The sequence below is a fragment of the Pseudarthrobacter sp. B4EP4b genome (assembly GCF_006680095.1).
GTDB lineage: Bacteria > Actinomycetota > Actinomycetes > Actinomycetales > Micrococcaceae > Arthrobacter.
Genome location: NZ_VHIJ01000041.1, coordinates 1 through 17,240 on the forward strand (window position 1 = coordinate 1; position 17,240 = coordinate 17,240).

The following is a 17,240-nucleotide window of genomic DNA, read 5'->3' on the forward strand; positions in this document are numbered from 1 at the left end:
ACCTAACCCGCCCCCTCCTCCCCAACTAGGTAGCGCTAAGTGTCGTTTTGACCCTTCAAAACGACACTTAGCGCTACTCAGATGGGCAGGATGAGGGCGGGCTGTGGATAACTTCGGCAGCCGCACTTCAGGCCTGCCACGATGGGCGAATGAAGGTTCCAACCCGATTACCCGAACACCTGGCTTCCCTGCCGTTTACCCTCCAGGAAGCTGTCGACGCCGGGATCAGCCGACGTCGACTGCGTCACCAAGGCTTGCAGTGGCCAAGCAGGGGAGTCCGGGTGCCCCACGTTGGCGATGATGTCACCTTGGCTCCCCGGATCCGGCCCTTCACGTTGGTCACTGAGTTTGCTGCAGCTTCGCATGCGTCCGCTTTCCTCCTATGGGAGTTTCCCGGCTTTTTGCCAGGCAGCAGTGAGCCACTACTGCACATCTCGCGTCCTGACACGGTCTCCATCATGCGACGACCCGGCGTGAAGGGGCATCGCGGGCAGTTCTTCACTGACGAGGTAGTCAGCCATCACGGGTTGCTCATCACTTCGCGGAGTAGGACCTGGCTGGATTGCTCCCGCAAAATGAGCGTCGAAGAGCTGACCGTGGTGGCTGACCACTTGCTTCGCGTCCCGCGGCCCGACTTCGAAAGCCGGTCTGAGCCCTATGCAACACGGGAGGGCCTGGAGGACATGCTCGACCGGCACAAGGGGACGCCAGGAATCCGGAAGGCGCGTCTCGCCCTTGACCTGGCCCGCGTGGGGTCCGACTCCGCCCCTGAAACCAGGCTGCGGCTGGCGCTGGAGGACGCCGGCCTGCCCGAACCTCTCCTGAACGTGCCTACGGAGTTGCATGCCGGCGTCGTACGCCAACCCGACCTCAGTTATCCGGAACAAAAGGTCGCCGTGGAATACGACGGAGAGGGCCACTCGGAGACCGCGCAAATTGTCAGGGACATTGCCCGGGAAGAGGACTTCGTCCGGGCGGGCTGGATCCTCGTCAGGGTCTCCAAGCGCCACATGGAAAATGACGCCCGGCTCGCTGTCGCGAAGGTGCGGCGGACGCTGCTGTCCCGAGGGTGGTCACAGCACGACTGATCGAAACTAGGTAGCGCTAAGTGTCGTTATCAGGCCCCAAAACGACACTTAGCGCTACCTGGTTGGGTAGGGGGAGGCGGTCAGTCGAGGCGGCGCTGCCTGGTTTCGGGGGAGAAGAACGCCATCCAGAGAACAGCAAGGAGCACCAGGCCGCCGGCCAAGGCGAAGGACGTGGCCAGGCCCAGCTCAGGCCAGAAGTAATTGGCGAAGATCAGCGGACCGAAGCCCGCGCCCAGGCGGGAGAACGTGGACGCCCAGCCGAAACCAGTGCCGCGCAGCTCGGTGGGGTAGAGCTCGGAAACGTAGGCGTACAGGACCGGGATGGCCACCTGAACTACGAAGCCGAACACCAGCAGCCAGAACACCGCCGCAGTGGGGATGTCCACCACAATCGCCACAATCACCAGGGTCAGCGCGGACAGAGGTCCCGTGATGGCGAGAATCCATTTGCGGCCCACCCGCTCCACCAGCAGGGCCGCCACAACAACGCCCAACAGCCCCACCGCGGCCATGGATGCCGTGGTGACAAACGCCTTGTACTCGGCAAAGCCGGCGCCGATCAGGATCCGCGGCATCCATGTCAGCGACAGGTAGTAGACCAGCAGGATGGTGAAGAAGAGGGACCATGCCGCAGCTGTGATCTTCCAGTTGAACTGCCACACGAGGCGCAGCTGGTGCCAGGCGCTGCCGGCGGAAAGCCGGGGCACTTCCTTGGCGTCGGGCAGGCTGTAGGCACGCGGTTCGGCCCCCGTGGCTGCCACTAGTCCGTCGATGACCTTGGCTGCTTCCTCGCGCCGGCCCTTGCGGATCAGGAACAGCGGGGACTCGGGCACGCTCCGCCGGACCCAGAACACCAGCAGAGCAGGCAGCACCATCACCAGCATGGTCAGCCGCCAGTCACCGAACAGGCCCACCAGGCCGGCGGAGACGAAGCCGGCCAGGGCGGCACCCACCGGCCACCAGCCGTCCATGGCGGTGAGGACCTTGCCGCGCTGTTTGCGGGGAGTGAACTCACCCACCAGGGCATAGTCCACGGGAATGCAGCCGCCCAGACCGAACCCGGCCATGAACCGGAACACGCAGAACAAAATGAAGTCGGGGGAGAAAGCCCCCAGCACGGTGAAGAGGGAGAAGATCAGCAGGGTCGCCGTGAAGGCCTTCTTGCGCCCGATAGTGTCCGCGATGGTGCCCCAGACAAAGGCACCCAGGGCCATCCCGATCAGGTTGGCGGTTCCCACCCAGGCGACCTCACCCGGGGTCAGGGCCCAGTGCGTGGAGAGCAGCGGAATGAGGATGCCGTTGAGGGTCACATCCCAGGCGTCGAACATAAAACCAAGGCCGCCGATCACGAAAATCCTGCCCTGGACTTTCCATCGCCATGGCAGTTCCTGGACCACCTGTTCGCCGCTTGGCACAGTGGTGTAAGTATTCATCGCAGCCTCCTGAAAGAACTTTAGCCCGGCCCGCTGACGTTCACACTTCAGGCAGCACAGGGGGCAATCTGCACTTCGCGATAAACTGGCCGTATCCCCACCAACCGCGGCGTTGTTCCGCGAGATAAGACGGAGACATTTGTGAGCTTCACGCAGCATGAGCGCGTATCCATCGACCGAGTTCCGATCCGCCGGGCCCTCATCTCGGTTTACGACAAAACCGGTCTGGAGGAGCTCGCCCAGGGCCTGCATGCAGCGGGAGTGAAGCTTGTTTCCACCGGGTCCACGGCCAAGAAGATCGCTGCCGCCGGCATTCCCGTCCAGGAGGTCGAGGAAGTCACGGGTTCGCCTGAAATGCTCGATGGCCGCGTGAAGACGCTGCACCCGCGCGTGCACGGCGGCATCCTCGCGGACCGCCGTGTCCCGGCGCACATGGAAACGCTCACCAGCATGGAAATCGAGCCGTTCGACCTGGTGGTGGTGAACCTCTACCCGTTCGTCGAGACGGTGAAGTCCGGCGCTGCCCAGGACGACGTTGTGGAGCAGATCGACATCGGAGGCCCCGCCATGGTGCGCTCCGCAGCGAAGAACCATGCCGCCGTCGCCATTGTGGTGGACCCCACCTTCTACGGCCAGGTAGTCGCCGCTGCCGCTGAGGGCGGCTTTGACCTCAAGACCCGACGCCGGCTGGCCGCCAAGGCGTTCGCCCACACTGCCTCGTACGACAACGCCGTGGCCACCTGGACCGCGAGCCAGTACCTGGACGAAGACGGCGACGGGGTCATCGACTGGCCTGCCTACGCCGGCCTTTCGCTGGAACGCTCCGAGGTGCTGCGCTACGGCGAGAACCCGCACCAGCAGGCGGCGCTCTACGTTGACAAGGCCGCCCCGGCAGGCATCGCGCAGGCTGACCAGCTGCACGGCAAGGCCATGAGTTACAACAACTTCGTGGACGCCGATGCAGCCCTCCGCGCCGCTTACGACTTCAGCGAGCCCGCGGTCGCCATCATCAAGCACGCAAACCCGTGCGGTGTAGCTGTCGGAGCGGAAGACGCAGCGGACCCCATCGCTGATGCCCACGCCAAGGCCCACGCCTGCGATCCCGTTTCCGCGTTCGGTGGGGTCATCGCCGCAAACCGAACCGTGACCGCGGGCATGGCCAACACGGTCAAGGACATCTTCACGGAGGTTGTCATCGCGCCGGGCTTCGAGCCGGAAGCAGTGGAAATCCTGTCCAAGAAGAAGAACATCCGGCTGCTCGCCCTGCCGGAAGGCTACGGCCGGTACCCCTCGGAGATCCGCCAGGTTTCCGGCGGCGTCCTGGTCCAGGTCAGCGACAAAGTTGATGCCGACGGCGACAACCCCGCCAACTGGACCCTTGCCGCCGGTGCGGCCGCGGACGACAAGACGCTCGCGGACCTCGCCTTCGCCTGGACTGCCTGCCGGGCCGCCAAGTCCAACGCCATCCTGCTGGCCCAGAACGGCGCTGCCGTGGGCATCGGAATGGGACAGGTCAACCGCCTGGACTCGTGCCGCCTGGCCGTTGAGCGGGCCAACACCCTCGGCGTGGAGGTTCAGTCCGACGTCGAAGGCGCCGGCGGTGCCTCAAACGCCAGCGGTTCCGGCGCACCCCAGCGGGCCCATGGTGCTGTGGCGGCATCCGACGCGTTCTTCCCGTTCGCTGACGGCCTGCAGATCCTGATCGACGCCGGCGTCCGCGCCGTGGTCCAGCCCGGCGGTTCAGTCCGCGACGAAGAAGTCATCGCCGCAGCCAACGCGGCCGGCATCACCATGTACTTCACCGGTGCGCGCCACTTCTTCCACTAGAACGCACCGATTGCTCCACAGTCGCCGGTTTCGGGTTTCGAAACGGCAACTGTGGAGCAATCAATGAAGGCGTAACGAACAACGGCGCCTGTCCCTTTGAGGGGGACAGGCGCCGTCGTTGTTTGTTGGCTTAGTCGTCGCTGGCTGGAGGCGGGCCGGGCTTCGGAAGCCGGGCCTCCCGGGGCTTGGCTTCCGCCATCCGCTCCTCCGTCCAGTACTCGAGGATCTCCTCGCGGGTCTGGTTCAGGTCGCTGCCGCTGACGCCATCCTCGTTGGGAGGATCCTTAGGAGGCTGCTGCACTGTTGTAAGCCTGCTGGATGACCGAACCCCAGTAGGGGCCGTACATCACTGCCGAACGGTCGTAGCCGTAGCTGTTGATGGAGTTCTGGGTGCCGGTGGAGCTGGTGCCGATGAACCACGGGCCGCCGGAGGAGCCGCCGGTCATGTCGCACGGAATGCCCTGGGTGTTGAACTGGGGGTTGAAGGGATCGTTGGAAGCGCGCCCGGTGCAGCTCTTGAGGGTCTCGCCGTTGAAGGGCGAGGCGGCCGGGTAGCCGAAGGACTTGTAGGTCAGGCCCCGTGCCTGGTTGAAGGCGACTCCGGAAGCGCCAACGACGTCAGCCAAATACTGTCCGCTGCCGTTCCGGCTTACCACTGCAAACCCTGTGTCGTAGGTCATGTCCCCGCTGCCGCTCCACTGGGTGGGCGCAATCAGGGAGGTGGCCGCCCACTTGCCGTACGGGGCGGCCCCGTTCTGGTAGGCAGGAACGAACACGAAGTTCGTGGCGAACGCTCCCGGTCCCTCATTCACGCAGTGGCCGGCGGTTGAAACCGTGCTCTTGTTCTGCGCCGATACGGAGTTGCCCGAGCACACGTAGTTGGCGCCGCCGAGGGTGAAGAAGACCTTGCCGATGTGCTTCACCGGGGTTTCACTTTGCGCGAGGGGCTGCTGCTGCTTGGCCCGGGTGGCCTTCACTTCGGCGCTCTTGCCCTTTTCCACCAGCAGCGGGCTCGAACGGTTGCCCCGCTCCAGGGCCTTGCCTGCCAGGACGTCCCCGGGGGTGGCTGTCAGCATGCGTTCTGCCGTCCAGTAATCCGCTGCGCCGGCATTTTCGACAGCCGCACGGGTCACGGAGGGATTCTTTTTGTCCTCGGAAGCGGCCGGTGCAGCGGAGGCTCCGCCGGCCGCAGAGAGTGCCAGAACGGCTGCGGCTGAGAAGCTGAGAAGGCCGGTAGCCAGAGACCTGGTGCGTGTCATTGGTGTCCTGTCATAACGGGGAGGGGCCATGGGGAGGGCCGGAAGTGACGCTCCGAACTTATCGAGATATGACAGTTTTGTAAATAGGAGTGACGTATCATGTAGGGGTCACGCGGGCGCTTCACCCCCAACCCGGGCAGGAAGCACGACGGCGGGCTGACGCACCTGGGCGGGCGACGCCGTCGGCCGTTCTCCATCGCTGTAATCCTCCTCACCGCCGGGGTAACCCTAGGGCGCCGGTAGGGTTCAAAGCCGTGCACTCGGGTAAGTTGTAGATGATAACCAAGCCGACCCACAGGGAGACGCCCGCGCATGTCCAAGATTATCTACACCCACACCGACGAAGCGCCGATGCTGGCTACCTATTCGTTCCTGCCCATCATCGAGGCCTTCGCCTCGACAGCAGGTGTGGAGGTGGAGACCCGCGACATTTCGCTCGCTGGCCGCATCATCGCCGTCTTCGGTGACTACCTGACCCCCGAGCAGCAGATCGGTGACGCCCTTGCTGAACTCGGTGAGCTGGCGAAGACGCCGGAAGCCAACATCATCAAGCTGCCCAACATCAGCGCCTCCATCCCGCAGCTCAAGGCGGCCATTGCAGAGCTGCAGGCCCAGGGCTACGCGCTGCCCGACTACCCGGACAACCCCTCCTCGGACGAGGAAACGGCCATCCGCTCGCGCTACGACAAGATCAAGGGTTCCGCCGTGAACCCTGTACTGCGTGAGGGCAACTCGGACCGCCGCGCACCCCTGTCCGTGAAGAACTACGCCCGCCAGAACCCGCACTCCATGGGCGCCTGGACCCCGGAGTCCAAGACCAACGTGGCCACCATGGACAAGGATGACTTCCGCTCGAACGAGAAGTCCGTGGTCATCGAGTCCGAGGGCACCATCGCCATCCAGCTGGTCCGCGAAGACGGCTCCGTGAAGGTCCTGAAGAAGGCCTTCCCGGTTTTGGCCGGCGAGGTCATTGACGGCACCGTGATGCGCGCCGCCGCCCTGGACGAATTCCTGCAGGCCCAGGTGGCCCGCGCCAAGGAAGAGGGCGTGCTGTTCTCCGCCCACCTGAAGGCCACCATGATGAAGGTTTCGGACCCCATCATCTTCGGCCACGTGGTCAAGGCCTACTTCTCTGAACTGTTTGAGACCTACGGCAAGCAGCTCTCCGCCGCCGGCATCAGCCCCAACAACGGCCTGGCCGCCATCCTCAGCAGCCTCGAGGACCTGCCGGAGGACGTCCGCGAAGGCGTGCAGTCCCTGATCAAGAAGGGCCTCGACGACGGTCCTGCCCTGGCCATGGTGGATTCCGACAAGGGCATCACCACGCTGAACGTCCCCTCCGACGTGATTGTGGACGCGTCCATGCCCGCCATGATCCGCAGCTCCGGCCACATGTGGGGCCCGGACGGCAAGGAAGCTGACACACTGGCAGTGCTGCCGGACAGCTCCTACGCCGGCATCTACCAGGTGGTCATCGATGATTGCCGCGCCAACGGCGCCTACGACCCCACCACCATGGGCACCGTCCCGAACGTGGGCCTCATGGCACAGGCCGCCGAGGAATACGGCAGCCACGACAAGACGTTCGAAATCCAGGAAGCCGGCACGGTGCAGATCGTGGACGGCTCCGGGAACGTTTTGATCGAACACGAGGTCTCCGTTGGTGACATCTGGCGTGCATGCCAGACCAAGGACCTGCCCATCCGGGACTGGGTCAAGCTGGCCGTCACCCGCGCCCGCGCCTCCCAGACCCCGGCGGTGTTCTGGCTGGACGAGGAACGCGCCCACGACGCCAACCTCATCACCAAGGTCAACGAGTACCTCAAGGACCACGACACCGAGGGCCTGGACATCCGCATCATGTCCCCGGTCAAGGCCATCGAGTTCACCCTGGAGCGCATCCGCAAGGGCGAGGACACCATCTCGGTATCCGGCAACGTCCTGCGAGACTACCTCACGGACCTGTTCCCCATCCTGGAGCTGGGCACCAGCGCCAAGATGCTGTCCGTGGTTCCGCTGATGAACGGCGGCGGGCTCTTCGAAACCGGCGCCGGCGGATCCGCCCCGAAGCACGTCCAGCAGCTGCTCAAGGAAAACCACCTCCGCTGGGACAGCCTGGGTGAATTCCTGGCCCTGGCCGTCAGCTTCGAGCACCTGGCCACCACCACGGGCAACGCCCGCGCCCAGGTCCTGGCTGACACCCTGGACCGCGCCACCGGCACTTTCCTGCTGGAGAACAAGTCCCCGAGCCGCCGTGCCGGTGAACTGGACAACCGCGGCAGCCACTACTACCTGGCCCGCTACTGGGCCGAAGAGCTGGCCAAGCAGACGGACGACGCCGAGCTGGCCGCCTCGTTCAGCTCCATCGCCGGTGAGCTTTCCTCCAAGGAGGAGACGATTGTGGGCGAGCTGGCCGAGGTCCAGGGCTCACCCGTGGACATCGGAGGCTACTACCGCCCGGAGGACGCGAAGGCTTCCTCCGTAATGCGTCCGTCAGCCACGCTGAACAAGGTCCTCTCCACCCTGAGCTAGGGGCAGGGCTACCCAGCTCCGAGCAGGCAACGCCAAGAGGCGGTGTCCCGGATATCCGGGGCACCGCCTCTTGTCTGTGGCTTGGCTTGTCGTGTGGCTGGGACCTTCGCGGGGCGCAGCAGCCGGCCCGCCGTCGTCGTGCGCTTTGATGGCGGCGCCGTCCTAGTCCTTGCCCTTGCCCCCGTTGCCCTTCTTGTCGTCGCCGCCACCGTCCTCTTTACCGGTGGCCGGAGCTGGTGCGGGGGCCGGCGTCTGGGTGGCTGCCTCCTTTTGTGCGGCTTCCCGGGAGGCCTGGGCGGCAGCCGCCTCCTCAGCGACGCGCGCCTCTTCCGCTTGCTTGGCAGCCAACGACTCGTTAAGGTCGGCACGGACGGCCGCGGCGATGGTGGTGATGGTCTGCTGCCGGTCCTTCGAAACCTGCCCCTTGCTTTGGGCGGCGGCCAGGTCAGCCTCGAGGTTCTCCAGCGCTTTCAGTGCCGCAGCGGGATCGTTCCGGGAGGAGGCCTCGCTTACTTCGAGGACCCGCGCCTGGAGTTGTCGTGCCGCGCTCGGCTGCAGGCTTGTGTCGGTAGTGCCGCAGCCGGCCAGCAGGCCGGAGGTCAGCACAGCCGCCGTCACCGTTATGGCCAGCGAGGGGCGCCATGTGGCATTTAACCTCATGGTTCCACGCTCTTCTGGAGCTCCTCCAAGTGGTCGCCCAGGACGCCGGTCACGGTTGGGTAAGGCACGACGTCGGGCGTGGACTGGGCGTTCAGGCTCACCAGCACGGCCGCTGCAGCTGCTGCCAGCACCAGGATCCCCAGAACCACGGCCAGCCAGATCCTCCTGCTACGCGACGCGCCGGATGGCTTCTTTCCATGCTGTTTGCCCTTTGCCCCTGGTTCGGGTGCCACCGGAGAGGCTTCGTTTGCAGGTTCCGCTGCTTCCCGGAGTTCATCCAGCGACTCTTCAGCAGTGATGGACGGAGGGTGGAACGGCATGGCCGGCAGGACCCGGGTGGTTTCCGGAACGAGTTCCCCGGGTGTGGACGCGGGCGAAACCAGAGCCTGCCGGAGGGCAGTCTCAATGTCCGCAGCGGCGGGACGTTCCAGCGGCTCGATGGCTGTCATGGAGCGGATTAGATCAGCCCATTCTGTCGGCAAATCCTCGGGAATCTCCGGTGCGCGGTGCAGGCGCGCCACCGCCGACTCCACGGCGCCACCGGGGTATTCGACGGTGCCCTTGATGCACTCAAGCAGCACCAGTCCCAGGGAATAGATGTCCGAGGCGGGGGAGAGGGGCTGGCCAAGGGCCTGCTCCGGGCTGAGGTAAGCGGCCGTGCCCACCATGGTTCCCGTAGCGGTCAGCCGGGTTGCGTCCGCGATCCTGGCGATGCCGAAGTCCGTGAGTTTGGGTCGCAGGGGCTCGCCGGGGCGGATCTGTACCAGCAGGATGTTGGCGGGCTTGATGTCGCGGTGGATGATTCCCAGGCCGTGAACATACGCCAGGGCGTCCGCGATGCCGGCCCCGATGACCGAGAGTTCCTCGAGGGGGACACGGCTGTGCCGGATCCTGGTCCGCAGATCCTGGCCCTCCACCAGTTCCATCGTGAGGAAGGGCCTGGGCTCATCTGGTATGCGGTCGTCGATGCCGGCATCGAAGAGTGTCACCAGGCCGGGGTGGTTGAGCGTCGCGAGAAGCTGGATTTCCGCTTCCTGGCGTTTCAGCTCGTCGGCGTCTGGCGCTTGCGGGGCGAAGAGCTTGAGGGCAACATCGCGGCCCAGGTTCTCGTCCCGGGCGCAGTAGACCGATGACATTCCGCCGCGGCCAATGACCTCACCCAACCGATAACGTCCGCCGACCACTTCATTCTTGATGGAGCTAGGCGATTCCGCCACCATACCGTTCCTCCCGGTGCGCTGCGGCACTGTCCTACCTCAAATTATACGGGCGGTGGAGATAACGGAAGATTGGGCCCCGCACATCTGTTCTGTCACATGCCGGCGGCCCGCCGGCGAACCTCTAGCTTCCGCCGCCGGACCACCGGCCACAAGGACATGTGTGCTGATGACATGTTTGCGTGAATGTGAGTATTTGAGTCGTGTGCTTTTGCGGGGTCCTCCCTTCCCTCAGCCTGCTTGTTGCTGCCGCTTCAGGCGCATGGTGCAGGCACGGTCAACGAAGCGTTGGGCGCCTAGGAAACCTTGCGCTTGCGGAGGAGGACCAGGAGGCCGGCCACCAGCAGCAGCAGGGCCAGCGGGACGAGCGAAGCGTCCATTCCCGTGTTGGCCAGGCTTGTGCTGCCCTTTGCAGTGCCGCCCTGAGTCGCAGCGCCGCGGGCACTGGTGTCGACGCCGATGGCGCCGCTCACTGCGATGGAGCCTGCCGGTGCTGCCGAGAAGCCGCCGGTACCTGCGTCAGTCCCGTTGTCCCCTCCAGTGGTTCCGGTGGTTCCGGTGGTTCCGGTATTTCCGGTGTTGCCGCCGGTGCCGGGTGCGTTTGTACCCGGAGCGTTGGTACCGGGGTCAACGGTGCCGGTGCCTCCCGTGCTGCCATCGCCGGGGTTCTCTGTACCCGGAGTGCCAGTACCCGGGTTTTCGGTGCCGTTGCCGTCGCCGCCCAGACCGATGCCGAGGTCAATGCCGAGATCTACTCCGGTGCCGGTTCCGCCAGTGTTGCCTGCGCCGAGATCGACAACTGCGTCTACGACGGCGCCGAGGCCGCCGGTCGTGCCGTCGGTTCCGGTGTTGCCGAGGTTGAGGTCGACGACTGCGTCCACAGCGGTGCCGAGTCCGTCGGTACCGCCGGAGTTACCCGTGCCGAGATCGACCGCTGCGTCTACGACGGCGCCGAGGCCGCCCGTCGTGCCGTCGGTTCCGGTGTTGCCGAGGTTGAGGTCGACGACTGCGTCTACGACGGTGCCGAGTCCGTCGGTGGTGCCGGTTCCGGTGTTGCCGAGGTTGAGGTCCACGACTGCGTCTACGACGGTGCCGAGTCCATCAGTGGTGCCGGTTCCGGCGTTGCCGAGGTTGAGGTCGACGACTGCGTCTACGACGGCGGCGAGTCCGTCGGTACCGCCGGAGTTACCTGTGCCGAGATCGACCGCTGCGTCTACGACGGCGCCGAGTCCGTCAGTGGTGTCGGTTCCGGTGTTGCCGAGGTTGAGATCGACCGCTGCGTCTACGACGGCGCCGAGTCCGTCAGTGGTGCCGGTTCCGGTGTTGCCGAGGTTGAGATCGACCGCTGCGTCTACGACGGCGCCGAGTCCGTCAGTGGTGCCGGTTCCGGTGTTGCCGAGATTGAGGTCGACGGCTGCGTCTACGACGGCGCCGAGGCCGCCGGTGGTGCTGTCGGTTCCGGTGTTGCCGAGGTTGAGGTCGACGTTCGCGTCCACCGCGGCGCCGAGTCCATCGGTACCGCCGGAGTTACCTGCGCCGAGATCGACCGCTGCGTCTACGACGGCGCCGAGGCCGCCGGTGGTGCTGTCGCCTCCGAGGTCCACGACGGCTGCGGCGGCGAGGTCGGGGCTGGTGGTTTGCCCGGCCCCCGTGGTGCCTCCCAGGTCTACGGCTACGTCCGCTGCGGCGGCCAGGTCTGCCGCTGTCGTGGTGGTTCCGTTGGTGACGGTGTTACCGAGTCCGAGGTCCACGACGGCTGCTGCGACGACGTCGGGGCTGGTGGTACTTCCGCCGGTCCCTGTGCCGTTGCCCAGGTTGACTGCGGCATCCACTACGGCGGCGACGGCCGTTGAATCGGACGGCGTTGGACCACCCAGCAGGCCCAACGACGTCGAGTCAGCGGACGCCGCCGCCGAGATGAGGGCGGATGCGGATAGATCCGATCCGCTGGTCGTGTCCGCGGCGTTTGCCGCGGTGCAACCGAGGGCTAAAAGCCCGCCGGCAAAGAGGGTGCCAAGCATCCCCCTGCGAAGGTTGGAACTCATGATGATGTCTCCTGAGAAAGTTGAGTAAGGGTGCTTTCAGCAACCCGATTGGTCACGTTTCTGCCGCAAATGGGCAGGCGTGCCTCAACTAGTCAGGAGAAGAACCGGGGTCGAAGGACACCGGTGCAGGGGCATGTTCAGGGGTCTCACCGACGCAAATGGCACCGGGAAGGGAAAAATCAAAGGTTAAGGGGTTCAGGAATGCAGCCGAACCGGGGGAACCGCTGGATGCCGATCCGCTTCCTGTGCCGGAGCCAGGGGCCGCAGGAGCCTGGGCAGGCGCGGGGGAAGGATCGACCGTTCCGGGCAGGTCATCGCTGGAGTCGGATGCACCGATCATTGCCCGAAGGGGCGCCGAAGCTTCTGCCAGGGATACGGCACCATCAGGGTTTGCGGCGGTATCCGGAGCAGCAACAACGGAGGATTCCGCAGGTGCCGCCGTCTCCGCCGTCGACTGTTCTGCGGTGGACGCTTCCGTAAGGACCATGGCGGCAGTCGCTGGAACTTCCTCCTCAACCGCCGCGACAGGCAGTTCGGGAAGCTCAACTGGCAGCGGCGCCGTGCCGGTCACCAAATCGTCAACAGGCTCCAGGACGGGTTCGAGCACGGGAAGAGTCCCAGCCACTGGTGGAACAACAGCCTCCACGACTGCTGCCGTTACTCCGTCCGCAACCTGAGCGATTGGAGCAGCGACAGACGTGACGGCGGCGGCGGGAACCACTTGGTTTACCACCGGGACTGCCGAAACGATATTGTCCGCGAGGCCCGAAACCTGGCCGACCACCGGCTGCAGCAGGCCTACAGGGGGCGCAGCCGCAGGAGATGGGGCAGGAGCAGTGTGGGCAGGAGCTTTTGGTGCGGGCCCAGCCAGCTTGTCCGTAACCGAAGACACGGAGCTTGTGACGCCGCCAAGCAACGACGATGTGTCCGAGAGTGTATCGGCGGAAGCTGCCGAGGATGAAAAAGTTAACCAGGTAAGGGTCGCAGCCCCCGCGAGAAGTACAGGCCGAAGGGCACGCCATGGAGAAACAGCGTTAGCCATGCGTACCACCCCCAGTACCCGGTGCATTCGACGATGCCTACAGCCTAAGACTGGATGTTGCGGGAAGTCTAGGGTCTTCTAAAACAATTCGACAAAAGTGGAAACTTTTGTATCAGGCCAATGACAACACGGCTTGTGTCCGTCATTGCTATGACGGATTGCGGAAGCTCCTAATGGCTGTCATTCGGGTAGCTGACCCCCAGTTGGGCCCGCACCCCGTCGAAAAGCCGCATCGTGTTCAAAGAGTCATCCAGCGGCATCACTGGGCTTTCCGTTAGGCCCTGCTGGATGCACCGTGTCACTTCACGCAGCTCATAGGTGTATCCGCGGCCCACGACCTCAAAGGGTTCGATGCGGCGTTCTTCCCATCCGGATCCGACAACGAGTTCACGTGGATTATTAATTGACCCGATGCTTTGCAGGAAGCCTTTGCTTCCGGCGACGCTGGCCGTGCGTGGACCATGGGCGAGCAAGGAGGATGTTAGCTGCGCCTGCGCGCCGTGGTTGTATCCGAGTGTCATGGCGTTCTGGGCGTCGACACCGTCGTCATTGAGAAATCCCGTAGCACTGACCGTTTGCGGAAATCCAAGGGTGCCCAGTGCCCACAGCAGCGGATAGACGGAAAGGTCCAACAGCGCGCCGCCGCCGTCCTGCCTCGCCCATAGCCTGGCCGTGGGTGAATAAGGAGCGGGGAAACCGAGATCAGCTGTGACCCAGTGGATGTCACCGAGTTCTCCGGAAGCGGCGATCTCGAAAGCCCTCTGCATGCTGGGCAGGAAACGGCTCCAGACTGCCTCCATCAGGAAGAGCTGGCGGCTCCTGGCGACGCCGATCAGTTCGGCCGCTTCCCGGGCGTTGATGGTGAAGGCCTTCTCGCAGAGAACGTGCTTGCCCGCATTGAGCGCGGCCAGGACGATCTCGTAATGCTGTGCGTGGGGCGTTGCCACGTAGACAACGTCCACCGCTTCATCGGCAAGCAGCCGCTGGTAGCCGGCGACACCGCCGTCGTCCCCATAGGCCTTCGTGAAGTCATAGGCCACGGCGAAGGCATCTGCTGTGTCTTGACCGCGGGAGCTGACGGCATAGAGCTCAGCGTCATTCAGCAAGGCCAGGTCTTGCGATACCGAACGAGCTATCCCTCCGGTCGCAATGATTCCCCAGCGCAGGGAAGCTCCCGTTGCGGATCGGGGGTCCTGGTCGGGTTGGCTGGACAGCCACGGTGTGGCAATGGGCGCGCTCATGGAGCAATCCTGTCACAGGCCGGCTGGAGCGTTGGGGAAGGCAGCGGTGGACAGCTGTGGTGGAGCTGTGAAGACCTCTTGACAGCGTTGTCACGGGAGAAGTAAGAATAGAAGACCAAGTGGGAAACCGTTTTCTTACTGGTTTTCCCGCTGGCAATCCCTACTCACCCGATCCGCACCCACTTAGGCATGTGGTCTGTTTGGCATGCCGGAAAAAAGGCCAATGACGTCCAAAAATAGAACTCGAACCTTTGCATCCTGCCTCGGCAATCTCCGGCGCGGGGCCGCAGTTGCTGCCTCTGCTTCAGCGTTTGCCCTCGCGGCGGGGCTGGCCGTGGCAGCGCCCGGGGTGGCCAGCCCGGCTCCCGCCGGAGGAGGTGTCATCAAAGCTGATGACTCGGCACCTACCGGCTGGGCCGCCGTCGGAAGCGGTACCAACGGCGGGGCCGGCGCGCCGGCGGAAAACCGCTATAAGGTGAGCACCCTGGCCGGGCTCAAGGCCGCACTGGGAAATCACGGGGAGCCCAAGGCGCCCAAGATCATTTACATCAGTGGCACCATCGACGGGAACCAGACCTCTGACGGCCGCATCCTGGGGGAGCAGGACTACGCGCCCGGGTACAACATCAATAAGTACATGTCCTGCTTCGGCCCGGAAGGGAAAGCATGGAGCGACCAGACGTTTGACTACTGCAAACAGCAGCGACAGTTGCGGCAGACCGGCAGCAACAACATGAAACGGCAGATCGAGGTGAGCCTGCCGAGCAACACCACCCTGATTGGGGTCGGCGCAGATTCGGGATTCGTGGGTACGAACATCGTGATCCTCAGTGCCACCAACGTAGTGGTGCGCAATCTCAGCGTGGAGGCCCCGGTGGACTTCTTCACCACCTGGTCACCGGATGATGGGGAGGGTGCCTGGAATTCGCGCTTTGACTCGGTCTCCTCCGTGACCTCGGATCACCTGTGGATAGACCATGTCCGTCTCACCGACGGCAGGTTCCCGGACAGTGAGGCCCCGATGGGTTTCCGCGGGAAGCGGGCCAACCGGCATGACGGCCTGCTGGACCTCAAGGACGGCACCGACTTCGTGACCATTTCCAACAGCAGGCTCTCCAACCACGACAAGACAATGCTGCTGGGATCAGGCGACGAACACGTGGACAAGGACGGTGGCAAACTTCGGGTCAGCTACATCGGGAACTACTTCGAGAACATTCAGCAGCGGGGACCGCGGGTGCGGTTTGGCCAGGTCCATGTGTTGAACAATTACTTCGCGGGAAGCACAGATCACCCGCAGTACCCCATGATCAGTGAGGCCCAAGGCGGCAACAGCTACTTCCTCGGCGCCGGCTACGAGTCCCGGATCTTCTCTGAGCGCAATGCCTTTGAATACACAGGCCCGGGCGCGGACCCGTCCATTATGGTGAGCAGCTATAACGGCCACCGTTTCAATGACGTCGAGTCCTGGTACAACGGAGCCGAAGCGGACCTGAACCAGGTGGCCCGGACGTCGTTCGAACAGAATCGGGCGGAGGCCCTCGCCGAAGCCGGGCTCACTGGGGAAGCCGCCCCGGACTGGACCGGCTGGGACTTCACCACGGACGTCGGCTGGAACCCTGCCGATGCCTACAGCTACAAGTCGTTCACCACTGCACAGGCGGTGAAGAACCACGCGCTCCGGTTCACAGGACCTGGCGTATTGACCGTCAAGCAGTAGGGCTGTAGTAAGCAGGCGCGGAAAAGCCCGGTCCCCGCGGTGGGGACCGGGCTTTCCGGGGACTGCTTACTTGGTGATCGGGCCGAGTACCGGATCGTCCACGTATGCCGTCTTCACGTTGGCAGAAGTAACGATGACGGGCTCCAGCAGATAGGCCGGAACGGTCTTGACGCCGTTTTTGTAGGAGTCCTTGTCGTTGACTTCAGGCGTCTTGCCGGCCTGGAGGTCTTTCACCATGGTGATGGCGTGCTCAACGAGCTTGCGGGTGTCCTTGTTGATGGTGGAGTACTGCTCGCCAGCCAAAATCGACTTGACAGACTCTTTCTCGGAGTCCTGACCCGTGATCACCGGGATCGGCTTGCCGGCGGCCTTGACGGACGTCAGGATTGCGCGGGCCAGGAGATCATTGGGTGACAGGACACCGTCCAGGTTTGCACTGGTGTAGCTGCCACTGATCAGTGTGTCAGCGCGGCGCTGGGCATTTTCGCCCTTCCAGGCCTGGGTTACGGCCTGCTCGAAGCTGGTCTGGCCGGACAGGACCTTGAGGGTGCCGTCGTCGATCTTCGGCTTCAGGACACTCATGGCACCGTCGAAGAAGACCTTTGCGTTGGCATCGTCAGGCGAACCTGCGAACAGTTCGATGTTGTAGGGGCCGGATGGCTTCTTGGCCTTCATGCCTTCCAGCAGCGCCTGGCCCTGGAGCACGCCCACCTTGAAGTTGTCGTAGGCCACGTAGTAGTCCACGTTCTCGGTGTTCAGCAGCAGGCGGTCGTAGGCGATGATGGTGGCGCCGGCATCCTTGGCCTGCTTCAGCTGGGTGCCGAGCTGGGTGCCGTCGACAGCGCCCACGATGAGGACCTTGGGGTTCTTGGTGATCATGGCGCTGATCTGGTTCTGCTGCTCGGAAACACCGGCATTGGCAAACTGGACATCAGCCTTGAATCCGGCATCTTTGAGGCCGTCATTAAACAGCTTTTCGGCGAGGACCCAGTTCTCACTGGTCTTCTGGGGAAGTGCGACGGCGATGTCGGCGCCCTGTTCGAATCCTCCTGCACCTTCTGTTCCGCCGCCCGAAGGAGCCTCCTGGCGGCCGCAGCCTGTCAGTGCCAGTGCTGCGATGGCAGCGACCGCTGCTGCCTTTCCTGCTTTACCCATCATTCGCATTGTTGGTTCTCT

13 protein-coding genes are annotated in these 17,240 nt (G+C 64.2%); 4 read left to right on the plus strand and 9 right to left on the minus strand.

Features of this window, described 5'->3' with window-relative positions:
• Window positions 1–575 precede the first annotated feature (575 nt).
• A complete protein-coding gene (locus tag FNL14_RS23665; protein WP_255470869.1) occupies window positions 576–1,088 on the plus strand; it encodes a hypothetical protein in 513 nt (170 codons plus the stop codon).
• A gap of 80 nt (window positions 1,089–1,168) precedes the next feature.
• On the opposite strand, the gene FNL14_RS15465 is transcribed toward FNL14_RS23665, so the two are convergent.
• Entirely contained in the window at window positions 1,169–2,521 is a 1,353-nt protein-coding gene (locus FNL14_RS15465) for an MFS transporter (RefSeq protein WP_142061622.1), read from the minus strand.
• Between the two features lie 141 nt (window positions 2,522–2,662).
• Between FNL14_RS15465 and purH the strand changes: the two genes are divergently transcribed.
• Window positions 2,663–4,348 carry a bifunctional phosphoribosylaminoimidazolecarboxamide formyltransferase/IMP cyclohydrolase gene (gene purH / locus FNL14_RS15470; protein WP_142061625.1) on the plus strand — a complete coding sequence of 562 codons (1,686 nt, stop codon included), beginning with the start codon at window positions 2,663–2,665 and terminating at the stop codon, window positions 4,346–4,348.
• Between the two features lie 130 nt (window positions 4,349–4,478).
• Here purH and FNL14_RS23350 read toward each other — a convergent pair whose 3' ends face one another.
• Window positions 4,479–4,649 carry a hypothetical protein gene (locus tag FNL14_RS23350; RefSeq protein ID WP_181762671.1) on the minus strand — a complete coding sequence of 57 codons (171 nt, stop codon included), beginning with the start codon at window positions 4,647–4,649 and terminating at the stop codon, window positions 4,479–4,481.
• The gene (locus tag FNL14_RS15475) at window positions 4,633–5,607 is read right to left on the minus strand and encodes a serine protease (protein ID WP_142061628.1); all 975 of its coding nucleotides are present in this window, start codon (window positions 5,605–5,607) and stop codon (window positions 4,633–4,635) included. Before FNL14_RS15475 ends, FNL14_RS23350 begins: the two co-directional genes overlap by 17 nt.
• Window positions 5,608–5,919: 312 nt before the next feature.
• Here FNL14_RS15475 and FNL14_RS15480 point away from each other — a divergent pair, with 312 nt between their 5' ends.
• Window positions 5,920–8,139, plus strand: a complete 2,220-nt coding sequence (locus FNL14_RS15480; RefSeq protein WP_142061631.1) for an NADP-dependent isocitrate dehydrogenase — start codon at window positions 5,920–5,922, stop codon at window positions 8,137–8,139.
• A gap of 162 nt (window positions 8,140–8,301) precedes the next feature.
• On the opposite strand, the gene FNL14_RS15485 is transcribed toward FNL14_RS15480, so the two are convergent.
• From FNL14_RS15485 to FNL14_RS15505, 5 genes are all read right to left on the minus strand, one after another.
• The gene (locus FNL14_RS15485) at window positions 8,302–8,799 is read right to left on the minus strand and encodes a hypothetical protein (RefSeq protein ID WP_142061634.1); all 498 of its coding nucleotides are present in this window, start codon (window positions 8,797–8,799) and stop codon (window positions 8,302–8,304) included.
• Complete coding sequence (locus FNL14_RS15490) at window positions 8,796–10,019, minus strand: serine/threonine-protein kinase (protein WP_142061637.1); 1,224 nt, start codon at window positions 10,017–10,019, stop codon at window positions 8,796–8,798. The genes FNL14_RS15485 and FNL14_RS15490 overlap by 4 nt, the downstream gene beginning before the upstream one ends.
• A 293-nt stretch (window positions 10,020–10,312) precedes the next feature.
• Complete coding sequence (locus FNL14_RS15495) at window positions 10,313–12,061, minus strand: hypothetical protein (RefSeq protein WP_142061640.1); 1,749 nt, start codon at window positions 12,059–12,061, stop codon at window positions 10,313–10,315.
• A gap of 88 nt (window positions 12,062–12,149) precedes the next feature.
• Window positions 12,150–12,668 (minus strand): hypothetical protein, encoded by a 519-nt coding sequence (locus FNL14_RS23670; protein WP_255470870.1) that lies wholly within the window; start codon window positions 12,666–12,668, stop codon window positions 12,150–12,152.
• Window positions 12,669–13,273: 605 nt separating this feature from the next.
• Window positions 13,274–14,344: a Gfo/Idh/MocA family protein gene (locus tag FNL14_RS15505; protein ID WP_142061646.1), complete on the minus strand. Its 1,071-nt coding sequence runs from the start codon at window positions 14,342–14,344 to the stop codon at window positions 13,274–13,276.
• Window positions 14,345–14,567: 223 nt separating this feature from the next.
• Here FNL14_RS15505 and FNL14_RS15510 point away from each other — a divergent pair, with 223 nt between their 5' ends.
• Window positions 14,568–16,064: a polysaccharide lyase family 1 protein gene (locus FNL14_RS15510; protein WP_255470871.1), complete on the plus strand. Its 1,497-nt coding sequence runs from the start codon at window positions 14,568–14,570 to the stop codon at window positions 16,062–16,064.
• A 66-nt stretch (window positions 16,065–16,130) separates the two neighbouring features.
• On the opposite strand, the gene FNL14_RS15515 is transcribed toward FNL14_RS15510, so the two are convergent.
• Window positions 16,131–17,228 carry a sugar-binding protein gene (locus tag FNL14_RS15515; RefSeq protein WP_142061648.1) on the minus strand — a complete coding sequence of 366 codons (1,098 nt, stop codon included), beginning with the start codon at window positions 17,226–17,228 and terminating at the stop codon, window positions 16,131–16,133.
• Between the last annotated feature and the right edge of the window lie 12 nt (window positions 17,229–17,240).

What these genes read in the sequence shown, in the direction of transcription:
- FNL14_RS23665 (WP_255470869.1), top strand. Translation starts at nt 576, where the DNA reads ATGAGCGTCGAAGAGCTGACCGTGGTGGCTGACCACTTGCTTCGCGTC.
- FNL14_RS15465 (WP_142061622.1), bottom strand. Translation starts at nt 2,521, where the DNA reads ATGAATACTTACACCACTGTGCCAAGCGGCGAACAGGTGGTCCAGGAA.
- FNL14_RS15475 (WP_142061628.1), bottom strand. Translation starts at nt 5,607, where the DNA reads ATGACACGCACCAGGTCTCTGGCTACCGGCCTTCTCAGCTTCTCAGCC.
- FNL14_RS15480 (WP_142061631.1), top strand. Translation starts at nt 5,920, where the DNA reads ATGTCCAAGATTATCTACACCCACACCGACGAAGCGCCGATGCTGGCT.
- FNL14_RS15485 (WP_142061634.1), bottom strand. Translation starts at nt 8,799, where the DNA reads ATGAGGTTAAATGCCACATGGCGCCCCTCGCTGGCCATAACGGTGACG.
- FNL14_RS15490 (WP_142061637.1), bottom strand. Translation starts at nt 10,019, where the DNA reads ATGGTGGCGGAATCGCCTAGCTCCATCAAGAATGAAGTGGTCGGCGGA.
- FNL14_RS15495 (WP_142061640.1), bottom strand. Translation starts at nt 12,061, where the DNA reads ATGAGTTCCAACCTTCGCAGGGGGATGCTTGGCACCCTCTTTGCCGGC.
- FNL14_RS15505 (WP_142061646.1), bottom strand. Translation starts at nt 14,344, where the DNA reads ATGAGCGCGCCCATTGCCACACCGTGGCTGTCCAGCCAACCCGACCAG.
- FNL14_RS15510 (WP_255470871.1), top strand. Translation starts at nt 14,568, where the DNA reads ATGACGTCCAAAAATAGAACTCGAACCTTTGCATCCTGCCTCGGCAAT.
- FNL14_RS15515 (WP_142061648.1), bottom strand. Translation starts at nt 17,228, where the DNA reads ATGCGAATGATGGGTAAAGCAGGAAAGGCAGCAGCGGTCGCTGCCATC.